Raw genomic sequence first — 18,522 nt, forward strand, 5'->3', positions numbered from 1 at the left:
GGTGGACTCGGATTAACCGAACAGGATTAAGCATGATTACTTATTCAGGTAAGGCTTTATAAGTAGCAATTACGGCCAATAATAAGACTACAGTCCAGGACCAACTGGGAATGGCGGCGATTAATAACCATACATCCCCAAAGATGGCGGCAAATAGCTCTAGGAAGTACGCGATCGCTATCGTGCCAAGGGCCAGGAGGATAACCGGGAATATCTCAGACATAACATTTCCTCGTCTAGTTCTCATACTCAGCAAGGCGATCCCTCGCTGGTCTTTGCTTTTCTCTTCTGTAACAGATTATAAAGCAAAAGTTACAAAAGTCCAAAAAATCGGTTAAGAATTATTAAGTTAAGGGGCCGATCAATGGAGATTAGCTATAATTAAGAGTTGAGTAGAAACAAGCACCTGAATTGCCGAGGGTGGGTAGATTCTCCCTGAATTCAGAAGGATGGGCGGTTGGATGGGCCCATCGGTTCTAATATTTACAGCCTAAGCGGTTTAAACCCTTTGATAGAGAAAACTAGGACAGTTTGAGATTTGGCTGGAACCGCTGATTTTTCTCTGAGACGCGATCGCCCTCAATCCGGTTTCTTTCCTTTTAGTTTACACAGCAAAACGACCCAATTAACTCAGTAATAATACTTATTAAAAAGGGAACTCCATCATCATCGCTTACAAAGAGACTCCCCGGATATAATCCGCTGAAAATTCAACCCCACAGGGACAGTGCGGTGAAGGGTGGGGGTCAACTCATCCTTGCCCTAAACGGTGTCAGAGGTGGCTAAATTAATCCCTTTAACCGATTCAGACTCGGGAGTGAGCGTCGCCTCTTTGACCCGTTCCGGAGAAAGGGTACTGCGGGCGATCGCCTGTAACAGAGGATTTTCTGTGGCGAGTTTTCGGTAAGCGATAAACTCAAAAATTTGTTCCGCCCGAAGTCCATACTCAATCCGGCGCTGATACACTCGCCAAATCGCAATTAGAGGGAGAATCTCCAGGGCTTTCAAATCCACCCACTGTCCCCCCCGTTCTCCTGCGAACTGTTGCAGATAACGGGATGCTTGCCAATGCGGGGGAATCACCTGCTCGTAAGGGCGAACTAAACAGCCACAGGTGAGATCAAAAGTTTCATATTGAACCAACCGTTTTAAAGCCGCTTCCACTTTTTGGCTCTGCATCTCTTGGAGGATCGCCACACCCAGGGTGGATAAACGGCCATTCTCACGAGTGGTCAAGGTAAAGTGAATATAACCGCGATTGTGGCGATCGCCCTGAATGCGATCGCTCACAGACTCCACTGCCACCCCAGCAATCTTCTGTCCCAGAACCCGTTGGAACCCAAAATAAATCCCCTGAGCGACTGTCCCATTATCGAGCCCAGAGTCCGGAGTCGCGGGAAAATTTTGTTCCCGTTCAAACGCCGCTTCCACCTGTTCAAAGGGGTCTTCTTCCACCGGATGGAAATTTTCCGCACACCATTCCAAAATCTCCCGCACTGACAACTGTTCCCGCGCTAACGCCCTCAATTGACCCGCTTCAAAGGGATAAACCGGGTTAGGTGGGGTTAAATGGTAGTGTTCATAAAACCCTTGTAACCAGAGGCGCACCAACTCCACAATGCCATCAGGACTGATTTGGTATAACTGCATCGGTTCACCTTGTTTGCACAGGTAATTGGCGATTCCCGGGGGCAGCGCTTGGACCTTATTGCGCCAAGTTTCCTCCGTCATGACGCTGAATAGGACCAATCCCTGTTCTAGGGAGGCGCGAGGCAAGGTATCCCAGATTCGTTTAATAATGCTGGCAACCACCCGTTCTCGTTTTAACCCCGTATCGCTTTTATCTGCCGCCTCCAACTCGTCAAAACATATTATTAGGGGGTAATAAGCACTAATTAGGGTTAAGGTATGCATGAGGATTTCCCAGGCATCGGCATCGCGGGAGTCTCGGGACCGATTGGGTAAACCGAGTTCCGTGGCTTTAGAAGGGGCGATCGCCATCCCGGACAACCATTTAATACTGTAGGGGGCTTCCGTGCTAGAGAGGGTCCAGATAATCCCCCGGACAATATCCGGATCGGCGAGATCCGGTTTAAGTTTGCAGAATCCTTCCGTGAGTTGAGTCACCCAAGTTTGATTTTTAGCCCGGGTGTGATTGTTGAGTTTGGCAATCAGTTCGGAGGGAGAAAAGGTCCGTGCATTGGAGTCGATCGCATGAATGGCATGATTGGCGATCGCTGCCGCTAGGCATTGCCACTGCATGACGCCCCCTTGACCGGCATAGCGTAAACTCTCCACCACCCGCTGATGAAATTGATAGCGCAGGAGGTTTAAATCGGTTAATTGACCGGCATTGATATAAACGAACAATGCACTATCATCTTGTTGGACCTGATGACGCAGGGTGCTGATCAGATGACTTTTGCCCATACCGGGATTCCCGGTTACGGCGATCGCATTCAGAGCAGAACGACCTTGGCGAGAGCGCTCAAGGGCTTGAAAAACCACCTGACGAATGCGATCGTTCAAGCTATTGAGATTGGGAAGGTCATCCCGCCAAATTTCGCGATCGCTGACCGATGCCGGGTAAGGGAAAGGATTCTGAGCGGCGATCGCCGCATTGAGGTCTTTAATCGAAGAAATAGAACAACTATCCATAGCAAAACGTATAAAGGAGCAAACCGAATTCAGATTCAGCTCTTACTTAAAGTGTGCCGCGAAACTCATTTAACCTGACACAATGCCCATCGGTTCTCTAGTCCCACCCCTTTCTCGGGCGTCGGTACAGAATCAAATCCATAGAAAGGATCACAAAAGGATAAGAAACCGGGTTTCTGGTCCAAATTGGTGACTCATGAACAGGGATGTCCCCTAGAAACCTGGTTTCTAATTGCGACTGAACCGACTCCCTAGGTCCCGAAGGCGATCGCCCGTTCCCTTAGAAACCTCCGATTTGCCAACCCACTTGCCTTAACCCAAGGTACTGCCTGATAAAATTTCGTGAGCTTGCTTGAGATGCTGGGCAACGGATTCAGCAGAAGCCTGGAAAGCCGCCCGTTCTCCCTCATCCAGTTCGAGTTCTAACACCTGAGCAATCCCTCGACGTCCTAACTGGCAAGGAACCCCGATGAACAAATCGCGTAACCCATATTCACCCTGAAGATAAGCCGCAGCCGGAACGATTCGCGACTGGTCAAGCAAAATCGCTTCAATCATCAGACTCACCGAAGAGGCTGGAGCAAAATAAGCACTCCCGGTCTTCATTAATTCTACGATTTCCGTGCCCCCATTGCGCGTGCGTTCCACAATTCGCTCAATGGTTTGAGCATCCAGCAGTTCCATCAAGGGAATCCCATCAACCGTCGTGTAGCGGGGCAGGGGGACCATTAATTGTCCGTGATCTCCCAGGACCATTGCCTTGATATCCTGGATTGACACTCCTAGTTCCATCGAAATAAAAGTTTTAAACCGCGCCGCATCCAGAACTCCGGCCATACCAATCACCCGACGGCAGGGGAGTTGAGTCGTTTCCCAGGCAACGTAGGTCATCACATCGAGGGGGTTGGTGACCACAATTAAGATGGCTTCAGGCGATCGGGCGATCGCCTCCTTAGCTGCTGTCTTAACAATCTTGGCATTAATCTCAATCAAATCATCGCGATTCATCCCGGGTTTGCGAGGACGACCGGCAGTGATTACCACAATATCCGAGTTCGCCGTATCATCATAATCATTGGTCCCCACAATTTGCCGGTCATGACCCTCCACCCCCCTGGCTTCCATCAAGTCCAGGGCCAGCCCTTGGGGCATCCCTTCCAGGACATCCAACATCACCACATCGGCTAAATTTTTTTCGGCCACTCGCTGGGCGAGGGTACTGCCAACTTTACCCGCACCAATAATGGAAACACGAGCTTGATGACAAGAGGGAGGAAAAAAGGGAGAGGAGGACATGATTAATATAACCGTTGAACAGTTTAGGGTTTACTTGAATTCTTCGAGTTGGTCGATTCGCAGCCAGACATTCGGGGCAGGCATCTGACCAAACTTGATCAGGGCATAGTCCCCATTCATGTCTACAACTTCCCCTTTAGTTTCAAAAATATAGCTGGGGAAGCGCGAATCACTAGCGCTTGCTTCTAAACTATTGTCCAACGTTTCGCGAACGGCGCGAACCATACTACCTTTTTTAACTGCCATAACTTGCTGTGCACTGTTTAAAACGCTTTCTCTCCTTAATTTTAATCCCTTCCGGGGTCGGGGGATGGGGGAGAGACGGGAGATCGGGAGGATGTTTGTAGTAACGACTGAAGTCGTTACTACAAACATGAACCCCCATCTCCCTATTTTTACCGCTGACAATTGTGCGCGTGATTTGGCTAACGCCAACTCATGCGGGAACGACTGAAGTCGTTACTACGAACATGAGCCCCCATCTCCCTCTTCTTACCGCTGACTATTGTGCGCGTGATTTGGCTAACGCCAACTCATGCGGGAACGACTGAAGTCGTTACTACGAACATGAATCCCAATCCCCCATCCTCTAACTCTGACAATTGGGGCAGAAATGGCTAGAACGTCCCGTGAGTTTAAGCCGATGGAGGGGACTACCACAGACGCGACAAGGTTGCCCAGCGCGATTGTAAACCCAAGCGACTCCGGCATAGTTCCCATTAACACCGCTGACGTTGAGAAAATTGCTGAAGGTGCTTCCCCCGGCAGCGATCGCCGTTTGCAAAACTTCAATAATCTGGCTATGCAGTCGCTCAATTTCTGCCCCACTCAGGTGAGCACAGAGTTTGGTGGGCAAAATCCCACTCAGGAACAGACTTTCGTCGGCATAAATATTCCCCACCCCCGCCACAATGGTTTGGTCCAGGAGGGCGGTTTTAATCGCTTTTTGACGCTTGTGAAGTTGGCGCGTCAGGTATTCAACCGAAAATTCAGGGGAAAAGGGTTCCGGTCCTAATTTGGCTAATCCGGTGATGATTGAGGGGGTGGGGATATTTGGGGGGACCCACCACATTTGACCGAAGGTGCGTTGATCCACAAATCGCAATTCCCGATCGCCCTCGAAGAATAGGCGCACTCGGGTATGTTTTTGCAAGGGTTCCTCTCGCTGGACCCATAACAGTTGCCCGGTCATTCGCAGATGGACTCCTAAACTGCCTCGGTGAGCCCCATCGGAATCCGGTGATTGGGAGAGTTGCGCCACGAGATATTTACCTCGACGCTGCCAGGAGGCGATCGCGCATCCCTGGACTCCCGCCAAAAAATCTTTAGGTGAAACTGGGTGGCCGATGGTTCGCGTCAGCAAAACATCGCCACCCAGAATACTCGTACCGAGGGTTAATTGATTTAACCCTCGACACACTGTTTCAACTTCAGGAAGTTCCGGCACCCGTTAGCGTGCTTCAGTTCCTTGGTTGGGATCGCCTTCTACGGTACCGCTAGCACCGGCTTCCGGTTTGGCGGTCGTTTTGGTGCCTTTGGGACGGGCGTCGGTCCCGGTTGTGCGAGCAGCAGCCTTGGTTGTGGTGCCACCTTTGCCAGCAGAGGCTTTTCCAGCTTTGGGACCGGCGACTTCTTGGACTTCGTTCATCGCGAAGTTGTTGGTGTTGACTCCGGCATAGTTCACCTTGTCAAAGCGAACAATCACGGGATAGGTGATCCCGCTTTGGTCTACAGTGGCAACGGTGCCAACTTCTTGAAACCAGTACGACTCTTTACGCAGAATGCGAACTTGAGAACCACGTTGAACCATGTGTTTTTTTTTCCTTCTGATGAATTGAACGAAAAGTTTAAGTGGAATTGCTTCTCAGCGTACTACTCTAACGGGATACTCTGGAATGTTGCAATCTTTAAGTTTTATTAACTACTCGATCCAACGGACCCCGATAAAATGGGCGGAACGTCCCCACATATCTTGGGTCGGGGTGATTTCTTCGATGGCCAGATTATAGGGAATGGCGGTGGTGAGGTAGCGTTGAGCTAAAATGCCCAGGTCTGGGGTCACCTGCGAGGCAGCAGTTGCCGCGACTCCTAAACCCAAAAGTTGGGAGATGGGGTCTCGGGGAAGGACCATCGTGATTCCGAAAGCTAACCCGGCGGTGATCAACATTCCCACGGACAGATTGGTGCCACAACGGGGATGAAGGGCGAGGTCCCATTCTCCCCGGGTCAGGCGATCGTGGGCGACATGAACGGCACGACGCAGGTCCAGGAGGTTAACCTGACCATAGAGATAAAATCCGCGATCGGTGGACATCCCCCCCAATCCATCATTATCCAGCGATCGCCCCGGTTGGCTGGTTTCGGGGGCCCTCTCACCGGAGGTTTCGCTCAATACCCAAACGGTGGCGTGTTCCAAGGCATGAACCTGACGCACTGCCAGAGTTTCTTTCAATCCGGGAATAAAGGCGAGTTGTTGCAGCAGTTCGGCATCTCCTGTCGGATGCGGTGCAAAATCAAAGGGAAATGGATTCGCCTGGGAAGAAGTAGCAGTCATGAGGTTAAGTCTCCAAGGAGTTAGGGTGGGTTCAGGCTGAGAAATAGTTGGGTTGATTGGTTTTAATTTAACGAATTTGCCTACCCATTGCCCATCTTGAGGGCGATCGGCTATCCTCACCAAGACGCCGGTATCTGATTCCATCTCAGGGACCAGAAACCGGGTTTCTTGTCAAAATCTGTAGCAATTAACAGCAACTTGGGCCAGAAACCCGGTTTCTCACTCATGCGGTCTTGATGTCTTTGAGGCGATCGATATACTTATCTCCCTTGCAACTAAAATGTGCGACTGAGTGAAAAAGACCTTACCTCACTTATAAATCCAGCTTGGCGATCGCCTCTTTCAAGACGGTCGCCGACTGTTGCAGCAGATTTTCTTCATTAGGCGTCAAAGATAAATCCAACACCCGAGTCACCCCCTCACGATTCACCACCGCAGGCAAACTCAGACAGACATCATTGATGCCATTAACCCCATGAATAAAACTACTCACCGTTAACACCCGGTTTTGATTTCTCAACACCGCTTTCACAATATCCGTCACCCCCAACCCAATGGCATAAGAGGTCGCCCCTTTGCGCTTAATCACCTCATAAGCTGCATTTTTTACCTGGTCAAAAATTCCTTGCAATCGCTCTTGATTCGCTTCAGAACAGTCCTCAATTCCACCACTGCACAGATTCATCCCGGCAATATTCACCTTACTCCAAACCGGAACCTCACTATCCCCATGTTCCCCGATAATATAGGCATGAAAACTGCGCGGATCAATCTGTAATTGATTGGCCAACAAATATCGAAATCGGGCCGTATCCAGAACCGTCCCCGAACCGAAGACTCGGTTACAGGGAAACCCTGATAACTTCAGGGTGACATAAGTCATAATATCCACCGGATTGGTCACCAACAGCAGAATTGCATGAGGACAATATTGGACAATATCCGGAATCAATTTTTTGAAAATCTGCACATTGCGATTCAGCAAATCTAAGCGAGTTTCCCCGGGTTGTTGTTTTGCTCCAGCGGTTATAATGACGATATCTGGGTCATCACTTTCGGCCAAAGTACCAGAACGGATTCCCGTGGGGTCAAGGAAGGGGACACCGTGGAGTAAGTCCATGACTTCCCCCTGGAGTTTTTCTTGGTTGACATCTACCAAGAGCATCTCATCCAGGGTATTTTGGATTAACATGGAATAAGCACAAGCCATTCCCACTTGACCCGCACCAATAATCACGCCTTTGAGGGGACGACGATTGCTTTGGACGGTGCGATCGCGATCGGTAAATTCCGTAAATAACTGTTCAAACATCAAACGATTCCCTATGCTTATATTCACCTGTACTAGGATAAAGGGTAATTCGATATTCTGCAAAATTTTTAGACGGTTGGTTAAAGATTAAGTTAAATTCATCTAATATTTAATCATCCCTTAAACTCCACTCCTTCATAAAGTTCACCCAAAGACACCTCAAAATCAACAGATTTCAACCGGACCCTGGCTGCTTCCCCTTCCCATTCGGTTAACATCCAGTTATGCTCCTCAATTTTATAATATTGCATCACATAAAACCGAGTTTGGTCAATTAACAAATATTCCCGCATTTCCGGTATCGAGCGATAATACATAAATTTATCGCCTTGGTCATAATTTTGCGTAGACTTCGATAAAACCTCCGCAATCAGCAATGGATTCGTGACCGTAGTCGTTCCCGTATCCGTATAAATCGGTTCGCCGCCAATCACCATAACATCGGGATAGGTGTATTGACGATAGCGAGGAATCCACAACCGAATATCACCCATATAAATCCGATAGTTTTGTTTTCTGAGTTTCAGTTTGAGTAAAGCAGCTAAAGTTAACGCTAATTCATTATGATTGGTAGTTCCCCCCGGTATGGGGACAATTTCTCCATCGCGGTACTCGCTTTTATAATCAGATTGTTCTTCTAATTTCCGGTATTCTTCGGGAGTATAATATTTTTTATCGGTTTGAGTGAACATGATTTATGATTTCCCTTGATAAATTCCTAGAATCTGTTATCAAAAAAATACTGTTATTGTAACCGCCAAACCTTGATGCTGTTGTCACCATGATCAGTCCAAACGCCTCCACTGCCACTGACAAGAGTCCGTCCATCGGGACTGATAGCAAGAGATTCAACTGAGTCGGTATGCCCAGTGAGTGTATCAAGCAGTTCCCCGGTTTTTAAATTCCAAATTTTGTAACGAGGGGAACACATCCCAGGATGTGCCAAAAATATAAAATAAGCGATCGCCTGTTTGCAGACCCAACAACCCGGTTAGGGCAACAGTTACGGCACCGAAAAGGACTGAGGATTCGGTTCATCGATACATCCCCCTTGTTCCGTAGCGGTGGGGACGAAATTTGGCAGCACCTGCGGAAGTAACAACTTCTCTGAAATCCACCCAATATTACTCGGACGGACCCCGACAAGGGGTGGCGCGGCTGGTGCTGGCTCCTCGGTTACGGGTTCCGAGGCCCCTTCACCCGGAGAAACCGGACCCGTTGCAGTCCCTGGCGATTCCACCGGGTCTGGGGTCGAGCAAACTTGGACCTGAACCCAGGCATCTGTGTCGCTTGCTGCTGGGGGTTTACCCATCACCAACAGAACACTGCCACTGGGGATAAATCCCAGTTGATTTCCAGGGATAGCCTCCCCTTGCTGCCTCAACAAGATTAACTCCCCATCCTCTGGCCCTTGAGTGGTGAAAGAACGCCTCAGTTGCAGGTACTGGCCAGGTTCGATCGTGGCCCCTTCGGTAATATCCGGAGTCAGGAGGGGGTCGGTATAGGGATCCGTGGGGTTCGAGTATTCCCGGTTTGAATATTCCCGATCCGGCGATCCCCAACGGGTTATTACTGACCCTGCCTGGGTTATTACTAACCCTACACCGCCTAGCAGGAGAATTGCCGCTAAAATTCGCAAAACGGGGGGCGGTTGTGGTTTCGATTGGTGCTGTTGTGCTGGGAATTGTGGTTGGAATTGTGGTTTTGGTAGCAATTTAGTCTGTTGTATTGGGGTCAGTTTTTTCTGTAAATCCCTCAACAGATCCCCTGCGTTTTGATAGCGGTTCTGACTTTCTTTTTGCAGTAAATTGTCAAACACCTGCTGCAATTGTTCACTCAGCGGTTGCAGTAAATGTTCTCGCCAAGAGTCAACCCAACCATAGCCCTGATCCAAAAATAACGCAAAAGGGTCATTGCCCGTTAGTAAATAAAAACAAGTCACGCCCAAACTATATAAATCACTGGCCGGATACGCTTCTCCCCGTTTCATTTGCTCAAAAGGGGAATATCCATTCGTGCCGATTTGCGTTCCTTGCCCTGCCACCACCGTTGATTTTAATTGCTTAGAAGCCCCGAAATCAATTAACACATATTTGCCATCAGATTTGCGCTGCATGATATTCGGGGGTTTGATATCCCGATGAATTACACCCCGTTGATGGATGAATTCCAGAACCGGCAATAATTGCTCTAATAATTCTCTGACTTGAGTTTCTTTCCAGGTTCCCTGCTGGCATTTATGCAAGGGTTCCCCTTCGATATATTGCTGGACTAAATATAAATATCCATCTTGCTCAAAATAGGCATAAAGGGTGGGAATTTGCGGATGTTCTCCCAGTTGTTGCAGTTGTCTTGCTTCTTGTTCAAATAACTCTTTTGCTTTCTGGAGTGCGCTGGTTCCTTGGACTTGGGGGGCGAGTTGTTTAATCACGCACTTTTCGTGCAATTTGTCAATGTCTTCGGCCAGATAAGTTCTCCCAAATCCGCCTTCGTTGGAGAGGAGTTGGCGGGGGTAGTAATGACTTCGCAACACCACCAAAGGATTGCCACAACTTTGGCAGAATTTGATGCCGTCAGGGTTCTGAGGATTCGGGCAACTGGGATTTAGGCAGCAGTGCATACTCGCGCTTTGGGGGAGAAGGAGTGGTTGCGGCGACGAATCGCAGGGGTTTTATTATTATAGGCGGATGCAGTGCCTGGGGGGTCACCTTCTATAACAATCTTAATCTTCTCGGTGATTTTCTGCTGGGGACAGGTTGGGTGACTGCCTTGCTCCTAAATTCGGTTGGGGTGCCAGGTTTTTGTCCATTCTTAAATCCCACTTTTTTAACTCTCCTCATTACTATTTTGACCGGGTAGATCTAACGCGATTAGTAAAGCAGAATTCAGTTTAGCAAGAGTGGCCTCTGAAAGATTGCCGATCCTTCGCAATAAACGAGTTTTTGCCAAGACCCTGACCTGATCTGCTTTCACGATTGAATCTCTCTCTAACCCTCCATCAGGAGCTTTAATTAAAACCTGAGTGGCAAAAACTCGCTTGGATGCATGATAACTGGTACAAGGAACTGCCAACAGAACTGGACTGTGAGTATTAATCGCATCCCGACTGACAATAATCACTGGACGATTCCCCCCTTGTTCAGAACCTTCTACAGGATCCAGACGAGCCAGATATACCTCTCCTCTTTTCATTATTCCGACTCCGCCAATTGCAACGCCTCCCAAGACGCTGTAGCAAATTCAGCCTCCATTTGTAAGACTTCCGCTTGATATTCAGGATCCTGTGCCATCTCTGCAAGTTCTGCATCAATTTCTGCTCGTTTCAATGCCGCTAATTCCCGACGAATCGCCTGCATAATAAATTCATCGCGGCTTTTGGCTTTTCCTTGTTGCACTGCTTTATCCGTTGCTTCTAGCAAATTTGCAGGAAGACGGATTTGTGTTTTAATGGTAGGACTAGACATGGACCTTCCTCCTAAGCTATCTATTTAGTTTAAGTCATTGAACCGAGCAGTGCCCAGGGGAGGGATTAGTAGCGGGCGGTATCCTGAAACAATCGACCGTTTCTCCACTTTCCTAGCGAGCAAGATGTGATGCCTCCGGCACGCTTCGCGAACGCACTCCAAATCTGTAACCCTGAGTCCACCGAATCGATATTTTCAGCATTCTCTCTCCCAAATCTCTCTTTTAAACCCTCGCTACCACGGCAGTTTGTTGTCGATATCGATAATAAGCGGCACAAGCTCCTTCCGATGAAACCATTGGTGCACCGAGGGGATGTTCTGGAGTGCAGCGTTTGCCAAAGGCTGCACAATCATGAGGTTTCTTAACACCTTGCAGGATTAATCCACTCATACAGTCGGGGGATTCTTCGCTTTGAATTCCAGTTAAATCAAATCGATTTTCTGCATTGAATTGAGCATATTTTGGTTTTAAACTTAATCCGCTTTGGGCAATTTCGCCAATGCCTCGCCATTGTCTAGGGACGATTTCAAAGACTTCTTTGAGGATGTTTTGGGCGGGTTGGTTGCCCTCTTTTCTAACGGAACGACTATATTGATTCTCGACTTGTGCTTGTCCGGATTCGAGTTGTTTAATGCACAGATAAATCCCTTGTAAAATATCAACGGGTTCAAATCCGGTGACGATGATGGGGACTTGATATTTGGGGGCGATCGCCTCGTATTCGGTATATCCCATAATGGTGCAAACATGACCCGCCGCTAAAAATCCTTGCACTTTGCGGTGGGGTGCCGATAAAATCGCTTCCATTGCTGGAGGGACTAAAACATGGGACACTAACATGGAAAAGTTCGGGATGTTTTGTTGCGCTGCCTGATAGACTGCCATCGCCGTTGCCGGTGCAGTGGTTTCAAATCCCACGCCGAAAAATACGACTTGTTTATTAGGATTCTCTTGGGCAATTTTTAGGCAATCTACGGGGGAATAAACGATGCGAATATCGCCGCCAGTTGCTTTAATACTGAGCAAGTCTTGAGTGGTGCCAGGAACGCGCAACATATCCCCAAAGGAACAGAAAATGACATCGGGATGGGAGGCAATGGCGATCGCCTGATCAATGAGAGCAATGGGAGTCACGCAAACGGGACAACCGGGACCGTGAATTAAAGTAATGTTATCTGGGAGTAGTTCATCAATGCCAAATTTGACGATCGCATGGGTTTGACCCCCACAAATTTCCATAATCGTCCAGGGACGAGTTGTAATCTGCGCGATCGCCTTGGCGCAATCTTGAGCCGTTGTAGCATCGCGATATTCATCTACAAATTTCATAATTTGTCTTATGTTGTTTGTCTTATGTTGTTTGTCTTATGTCTTTTGTCCTGGGTTGATGGGGAGATGGGGGAGATATTCAATGTCCCGACGTCAGTCGTTATCTTCCCCTGTTCGTAGTAACGACTTGCTGTCGTTACCGCGTTACTTGGCATCCGCCAAGTAACGCCCATGTCAGGCTTAAGCTCCAGGCCCCAATCTGACAGGCTGTAGACCCTCCGATTGCTCGTGTTATGGCATCCGCCATAACACGAGAGAAACGACTGAAGTCGTTACTACGAACCAGGAGGACAGCTTACACACGAGTTACCAGAACGACTCTAATCTCCCTATCCTCCCTACTGTCTAACTCACAGCAGTTGGAGTGGCAGGAACGTTGCTACCGTTGTACTCTACGGAATGTGAGGCATCTCCCACATAAATCCCGAGTGCGCGGGCGGTTTGTACCATGAATCCATTCGGATCAACCGGGGAGGCACAGCGTTTTTCTTGGTGGCACTGTCGGACGAGTTGAATCACTAAGTCTAAGGGTTTGCTTTCGACTTTCCCGCCTTCCCAGACCACTAAGCGGTTATAATGACCTTGTTCGATTAACTCAACCGCTTTGATGCCAAAGGCGGTGGCTAGGATGCGATCGAAGGAGGATGGGGTCCCGCTACGCTGTAAGTGACCTAGAACCGTTACCCGAGTGTCGATTTCGTCTAAACCGCAAAATTCCGGGCGATCGAGGGAACAAAGTTTCTGGCTATAGAGTTTAATCTGTTGCGCGAGATAGTCGCCGATATTGCGATGTTGTCGGCGATCTTCATGTTTGACCCCTTCCGCAACAACCACTAGGGCAAATTTCCGCTTATCCTGACGCAGGGAGGCAATTTTATCGCAGATCTGGGCGATCGCCTTTTCGTCAAGCAGAGGAGTCAGTTCCGGAATTAAAATCACATCGGCACCCCCAGCAATTCCCGCGTGGAGTGCCAAATGTCCCGCATCCCGTCCCATCACTTCCGCTACCATGACTCGTTCATGACTTGCCGCAGTAAAGGTGAGGTTGTACAGCGCTTCGGTAACGGTATCCACAGCAGTCTGGAATCCAACTGCACGTTCCGTAAAGGGGACATCGTTATCGATGGTTTTGGGAACCCCGATCATATTCCAATTGCCTTTGACCGCCAAATCATAGATAATGTCCAAGCTACCATCGCCCCCGATCGCCACCAAGCCATCGAGTTCTAAGCGTTTATAACCTTCTAAAATCTGTTGTGCAACTTCCGGTTTTTCGGTATTCCCTTTGCTCAGACTTCCTAGAACGCTGCCACTGAGAAATTGCAGCACGTCAAGACCCTGTAACAATCCCGGGATATCATACCCATGCTCATTCAATTTCATGTCCTCCGGTTGGCGGGTTCCGTTGGCAACATCGATGAATCCGTCGGTGCCGTAGGGAATGCCATAGACTTCCCATCCCTTGCGGGAGGAGCATTTGACCACCGCTCTAATTACGGCGTTCAGTCCGGGACAGTCCCCGCCACTGGTCAGAATACCAATTCTTTTTTTTGGGTGTGTCATAGTGCGTTTACCTGTTCACTCTCCTAATTTATTCCGAACTCCCTGCCCTTAAAAAGTAACCGCGATCGCTTTTTTATTTTCACTTTATGTTTGCCCTTCAATTTTAGCAAATTGCCCTCGTTTCTTGAGTGAGCTATTACGGGGATTTGAGGCAGAACCTAGGGTGCGGTCTTTCAGTAAAGCAAGGGTCTCTCTTGAGCGAAAAAAGTTGGATCGTGGGGAAGACGCCTGCACTGCACAATCTTTCACCACTTATTTTGATGAGTGCGCCATTGAGGTTAACTCCTTGACCCATCTAGTCTAGGCTGCTTTCCCCCAATATTCCCCTCTTTTATGTGATTTTTTCGCTCTCTTGTAAATTCTATAACAGTTTTTCCGATACCCGCTTAAATACAGATTTTTTTTATAAATTTACGCCAGAGGAATTTTATGCTATGCTTGAAGATCTAGTTTAAAAATGTTGAGAATTCTTGACGATTGTCAAGGGGAAAACACCCCAGGGCCTCACCATCACCGCAATTTACCCCTTTTCTTGTCTCTCCCTAACTCCCGCTCCACTCTCCAAGGCGCGGAAAACTCCCCGGGGCAGCAGCAAGCCTAGCTGATTATATACTATCCCCAGGTGTTCACCCAGGATTTACCTATTGCCTCTATCGGTTGTTAGCCCAATTCGCTTTACCCCCGAGATGATATTTGTTACCCATCCCTCACTTTTGGCCGAGTTCTCTGCGGAAAAATTAACTGAATCCAGGACAATCCAGGACGCTCCCGAGGGTTTCCTTCCGAGGATAGCTCCTTTCCCCCCGATTTCAACTGTTCTGGTACTATAATAAGTCGTTTTGCTCTATTTATTCTCCCTGAGACATGAACCCTATCAATACTCCCCTTACTGAACAACTAGCGGAACTCACGAATCGATTATTTTGGCTGAGTGAGTCGGAGTTTCCCTTCCAGGTTATTACCTGGGATACGAATAGGGTAACCATTGAGCAACTGCTAAAACTCACTTATCACCCGCCAAACACCCCGGTTCAAACCCTCACGATTGATGAATTCTTCGCGCCTGCATTATCAGGAATCGGCAGTTTTAGTTTTCTTTTAGATCAAACCCTCATCGGCAGATATCGGACCCTCTATAATTACCTCACTTATTACTTGCACAATATCAAAGTGTATCAAGTTGGCACCTATCCCCTGTATGTTTATATCATGGGCCTCACTCGCGACGAAAATTTAGCGGGGATCGCTACCCAAGTCATCGAAACTATCCCCCAATCGTCCAGAATTCACCCCTAATAAAGGGAGAAAGGGAGTTAATCTGAAAAATGCATTTCAACTGGATCATTTTAGCGAAGCTCGATTGCTCGCTCTCCTTTAGACAGGCAACAGCTTACAACTTTACAACTCCCCCATCCTCCCCATCTCCCCCATCCTCCCCATCTCCCCGATCCCAATCTATTCCGATCGCTCTTGTTGCAACAACTCCTCTTTAGACTCCCCCCAGTAAGCGCTATAGGTCCAGGTTTCCCGGTTACCGCTGGTTTCTAAAGACCAACGAAAGATGGCTGATTTCGGATTAACTCCGACTTCAATCAGCTTGGCACCCATATAGTATTCCATCTGGCGTTTTTTCAAATCTTTAAATGCTGGGGGTTTTCGACTATCCCAGCTTTGAGACATTTGTGCTTTGGTCGGCCTTGCCATTTTCCTTCTCCGATTCTCTTGTGGTACGGGTATCCTACCCTTAATTTAGAATACCAATCTTTCTATTCTTAGCACGACAACGGGACTGTTTTAAAGCTTACTCAGTTTGGAATCACCCATGCAACCCCTAGTTTTATACAAATTCCCCCTTGGCAACAGCGATCGCCTTACCGCCAACGGATACAGAAATCTCGCCGTTCTCTTTATGCGCCTTCAATAATAACAGCGACGGTCTCCCCATTTCATATCCCTGTTCCACTCGCAAATCAATCCCACCCTCCCCAAAATATCCATACTCCACGAGATATCCCGCCAAGCACCCATTCGCACTCCCAGTTGCCGGGTCCTCGGGTACCCCTAAATAATCCCCAAACATTCGGGCACTGAGATCATTTTCCGGTTTGTTCGTCTCGGGACAAAACAGAAAAATACATTTCGCCTCAGTTCCCTCAATTAATTTAAAATACTTATCTCGATTGACTTTGGCCTTTTTTAATGCTGCATGAGTTTTCAACGGCACAATTAGAAAAGGAATCCCCGTCGAAACCTCTCGAATCGGAAACCGCAAATCCAGATCCCCAACTTCTAAATTTAAAACCTCTGCCACAGGTTCCCCATCAATTGTCTGATGAAACGTCGGCGGTTTTTGCTGCATCCATAAAATATCCAGAGTCTCTTGTTGATAGTGCAAGGTCACTGGAATTTGCCCGATCGCCAGATTCAAATTAACCCGTTCTACCGGCTGTTGAATTATCTCTCGCTGAATAATAAAAGCAGTCCCTAAAGTCGGATGACCGGCAAAAGGTACTTCTTGGGCCGGAGTAAAAATTCTGACATCATATCCCCCTTCTCGTTGGTCCGAGGACAGCACAAAAGTAGTCTCGGAATAATTCATTTCTTTAGCAATTTGCTGCATCTGCTCCCCAGTCAGGCCCTGGGTTCCAGTAAATACAGCCAACTGATTGCCCTGGTATTTTTCTTCTGCGAAAACATCAACAATGTAAAAATTAATCTTGTCCATTTTTGCCTTGGTTGCAGATTTCGTTACAGTTAGCTCTCACCGGGGATCGTAGTCCATTGCGGTCTCTATCTGAGTACCGAATCGATCCCCAGACCCACTTGATCTCTGAGGGAGTTCGAGATATGGTGTTAGGAATTCGCTCAGATGATAAATTTGTTGACCCCTTAATAAAAACGCTTATGCCATTGATGGGACTGGTCTGGATGACCTGCTGTTTGAGCGGGTTGCTTGCATACAGCCCAGGATTAGGGAATGCCTCCATTGCCCTGAAAAATCCGCTGTCGCTCGAAGTTTTATCCGGTTTGAGTCATCGGTGGGACCTTCCTCACCGGCTTGTCCGAGGCGGTAATGCCTCGGGGAAAAAGCACCGCCCTCGGTTGAAATTAAAGGGGGCTTCGGGTGAGCATCGGCTGTTTGCTCACCTGGCTCAAATCAGCGATCGCCCGGGAAAACACAGCCCAGGTGACTCCAGAAACAGGCAAATCTTCACAAAAGCGCTCAACTGGGACAATCGCCTTCAAAAGGGACAATGTACTGTTAATCCACCTGTAATGAATTCTAGTCCCAGTAAAGCTTTGGGACAACAAAATTTTCTCTCAACCCCACCGGACTTGCCGGAAAAAGCCACCCTGATTAGCAGTGGCCCTTCCCAGAAGTCGAAAAAATCCACCCCGGGAATGGGACAACTTTTGTCTAATTTCTTCCCTGAAGACTCTTTAGATGTAAAAACCAAACCCAGTCTGGACTCATCCGTTCAGGTGAAAGCTGTCTCCGTTGCCCCTGGTCCCTCTCGCCCCATGACCCGAGTCAATTGGTGGCAGTCTCGGCATCTCTTTGGATTGGGACAAACGGTTTCCTGGTTTTCGGAGAAAAACCCGAAACAGATCGTTTTCACAAACCCCTCAGAATTTCAAGTTTTGGTTCAGGGATACGAGGTTGCTCAATTACCCGATCGCATCCAAGCCGACTTATTCGCTCACCGGATCCAAGAATGGCTACAGCAGGGCGATCGCGATCCGGCACAACTGACCCCCACCACAGTCAACGGCATTAGAGCCATCCAAGGGGGCGATCGCACCTTATTACTCCTATCCGAGGATGTCGTCGAGTCTATCCCCCATAACCAGGACCTGCTCACCGTGGAATGGACCAATAATCTCCGCAAAGCGTTAGGCGCTGAACCCTTACCCATCGCCGAAGCACAAGCGCAGATGTACGGCTTAGTCGAGACCCCCCGGAAACTTCAGGGAACCGCCTCTTGGTACGGCCCTTATTTTCACGGTCGTCTCACCGCCAACGGCGAAACTTATGACCAAGAGGACATGACAGCAGCACATCCCTCCTTACCCTTCGATACCTATCTCAAAGTCAAAAATCTTCAAAATGGCAACATGATCATCGTTCGGATTAACGATCGCGGACCCTATATTCCCCCCCGTAATTTAGACCTCTCCCTCGGTGCCGCCAGGGTTCTAGGCAGTGAAGAAACCGGCGTTATCTCTTATGAGGCCACATTTATGAAACCCACCCCCTCCAAAGCGAAGTGAGTTGTCATGGGAGATGGGAAGGATGGGGAGGATGTTCGTAGTAACGACTTCAGTCGTTATCTTCCCCAGTTCG

General features: G+C 48.4%; 19 protein-coding genes. 2 read left to right on the top strand and 17 right to left on the bottom strand.

Translation table 11 applies throughout. The features are described from left to right. Positions 1–40 precede the first annotated feature (40 nt). The 15 genes from NG795_RS13870 to NG795_RS13940 form a co-directional block, all read right to left on the bottom strand. Complete coding sequence (locus NG795_RS13870; RefSeq protein ID WP_367289260.1) at positions 41–223, bottom strand: hypothetical protein; 183 nt, start codon at positions 221–223, stop codon at positions 41–43. A 539-nt stretch (positions 224–762) separates the two neighbouring features. Then, positions 763–2,658 carry an ATP-binding protein gene (locus tag NG795_RS13875; RefSeq protein ID WP_367289261.1) on the bottom strand — a complete coding sequence of 632 codons (1,896 nt, stop codon included), beginning with the start codon at positions 2,656–2,658 and terminating at the stop codon, positions 763–765. Between the two features lie 312 nt (positions 2,659–2,970). Beyond that, positions 2,971–3,954, bottom strand: coding sequence for a malate dehydrogenase (gene mdh, locus NG795_RS13880; RefSeq protein ID WP_367289262.1), 984 nt, complete (start codon positions 3,952–3,954; stop codon positions 2,971–2,973). Between the two features lie 30 nt (positions 3,955–3,984). Next, positions 3,985–4,200: an NAD(P)H-quinone oxidoreductase subunit O gene (locus NG795_RS13885; RefSeq protein WP_367289263.1), complete on the bottom strand. Its 216-nt coding sequence runs from the start codon at positions 4,198–4,200 to the stop codon at positions 3,985–3,987. Between the two features lie 343 nt (positions 4,201–4,543). Beyond that, entirely contained in the window at positions 4,544–5,401 is an 858-nt protein-coding gene (locus tag NG795_RS13890) for a DNA-formamidopyrimidine glycosylase (RefSeq protein ID WP_367289264.1), read from the bottom strand. Between the two features lie 3 nt (positions 5,402–5,404). Beyond that, entirely contained in the window at positions 5,405–5,764 is a 360-nt protein-coding gene (locus tag NG795_RS13895; protein WP_367289265.1) for a photosystem I reaction center subunit IV, read from the bottom strand. 111 nt (positions 5,765–5,875) lie between these two features. Continuing rightward, positions 5,876–6,508 (bottom strand): DUF6391 domain-containing protein, encoded by a 633-nt coding sequence (locus tag NG795_RS13900; RefSeq protein ID WP_367289266.1) that lies wholly within the window; start codon positions 6,506–6,508, stop codon positions 5,876–5,878. Between the two features lie 313 nt (positions 6,509–6,821). Further along, positions 6,822–7,820: an L-lactate dehydrogenase gene (locus NG795_RS13905; RefSeq protein ID WP_367289267.1), complete on the bottom strand. Its 999-nt coding sequence runs from the start codon at positions 7,818–7,820 to the stop codon at positions 6,822–6,824. Between the two features lie 113 nt (positions 7,821–7,933). Then, entirely contained in the window at positions 7,934–8,512 is a 579-nt protein-coding gene (locus tag NG795_RS13910; protein WP_367289268.1) for a Uma2 family endonuclease, read from the bottom strand. A 53-nt stretch (positions 8,513–8,565) separates the two neighbouring features. Next, positions 8,566–8,751, bottom strand: coding sequence for a WD40 repeat domain-containing protein (locus tag NG795_RS13915; RefSeq protein ID WP_367289269.1), 186 nt, complete (start codon positions 8,749–8,751; stop codon positions 8,566–8,568). A gap of 72 nt (positions 8,752–8,823) precedes the next feature. Beyond that, on the bottom strand, positions 8,824–10,440 hold the full coding sequence (locus NG795_RS13920) for a protein kinase domain-containing protein (protein WP_367289270.1): 1,617 nt from the start codon (positions 10,438–10,440) through the stop codon (positions 8,824–8,826). A gap of 206 nt (positions 10,441–10,646) precedes the next feature. After that, positions 10,647–11,012 (bottom strand): type II toxin-antitoxin system PemK/MazF family toxin, encoded by a 366-nt coding sequence (locus NG795_RS13925; protein WP_367289271.1) that lies wholly within the window; start codon positions 11,010–11,012, stop codon positions 10,647–10,649. Further along, positions 11,012–11,284, bottom strand: coding sequence for a CopG family ribbon-helix-helix protein (locus NG795_RS13930; RefSeq protein WP_367289272.1), 273 nt, complete (start codon positions 11,282–11,284; stop codon positions 11,012–11,014). Before NG795_RS13930 ends, NG795_RS13925 begins: the two co-directional genes overlap by 1 nt. Before the next feature lie 223 nt (positions 11,285–11,507). Further along, a complete protein-coding gene (gene hypD / locus NG795_RS13935; protein ID WP_367289273.1) occupies positions 11,508–12,614 on the bottom strand; it encodes a hydrogenase formation protein HypD in 1,107 nt (368 codons plus the stop codon). Positions 12,615–12,959: 345 nt separating this feature from the next. After that, positions 12,960–14,177 carry an ATP-dependent 6-phosphofructokinase gene (locus tag NG795_RS13940; RefSeq protein WP_367289274.1) on the bottom strand — a complete coding sequence of 406 codons (1,218 nt, stop codon included), beginning with the start codon at positions 14,175–14,177 and terminating at the stop codon, positions 12,960–12,962. Between the two features lie 864 nt (positions 14,178–15,041). Here NG795_RS13940 and NG795_RS13945 point away from each other — a divergent pair. Continuing rightward, a complete protein-coding gene (locus NG795_RS13945; protein WP_367289275.1) occupies positions 15,042–15,473 on the top strand; it encodes a nuclease A inhibitor family protein in 432 nt (143 codons plus the stop codon). Between the two features lie 159 nt (positions 15,474–15,632). On the opposite strand, the gene NG795_RS13950 is transcribed toward NG795_RS13945, so the two are convergent. Together NG795_RS13950 and NG795_RS13955 are read right to left on the bottom strand one after the other, a co-directional pair. After that, the gene (locus tag NG795_RS13950) at positions 15,633–15,881 is read right to left on the bottom strand and encodes a hypothetical protein (protein ID WP_367289276.1); all 249 of its coding nucleotides are present in this window, start codon (positions 15,879–15,881) and stop codon (positions 15,633–15,635) included. A 133-nt stretch (positions 15,882–16,014) separates the two neighbouring features. Next, entirely contained in the window at positions 16,015–16,893 is an 879-nt protein-coding gene (locus NG795_RS13955) for a PhzF family phenazine biosynthesis protein (protein ID WP_367289361.1), read from the bottom strand. Between the two features lie 188 nt (positions 16,894–17,081). Between NG795_RS13955 and NG795_RS13960 the strand changes: the two genes are divergently transcribed. After that, on the top strand, positions 17,082–18,449 hold the full coding sequence (locus NG795_RS13960; RefSeq protein ID WP_367289277.1) for a septal ring lytic transglycosylase RlpA family protein: 1,368 nt from the start codon (positions 17,082–17,084) through the stop codon (positions 18,447–18,449). The last annotated feature ends 73 nt before the right edge of the window (positions 18,450–18,522 follow it).

It is taken from the genome of Laspinema palackyanum D2c, assembly GCF_025370875.1.
Taxonomy (GTDB): Bacteria; Cyanobacteriota; Cyanobacteriia; order Cyanobacteriales; family Laspinemataceae; genus Laspinema; species Laspinema palackyanum.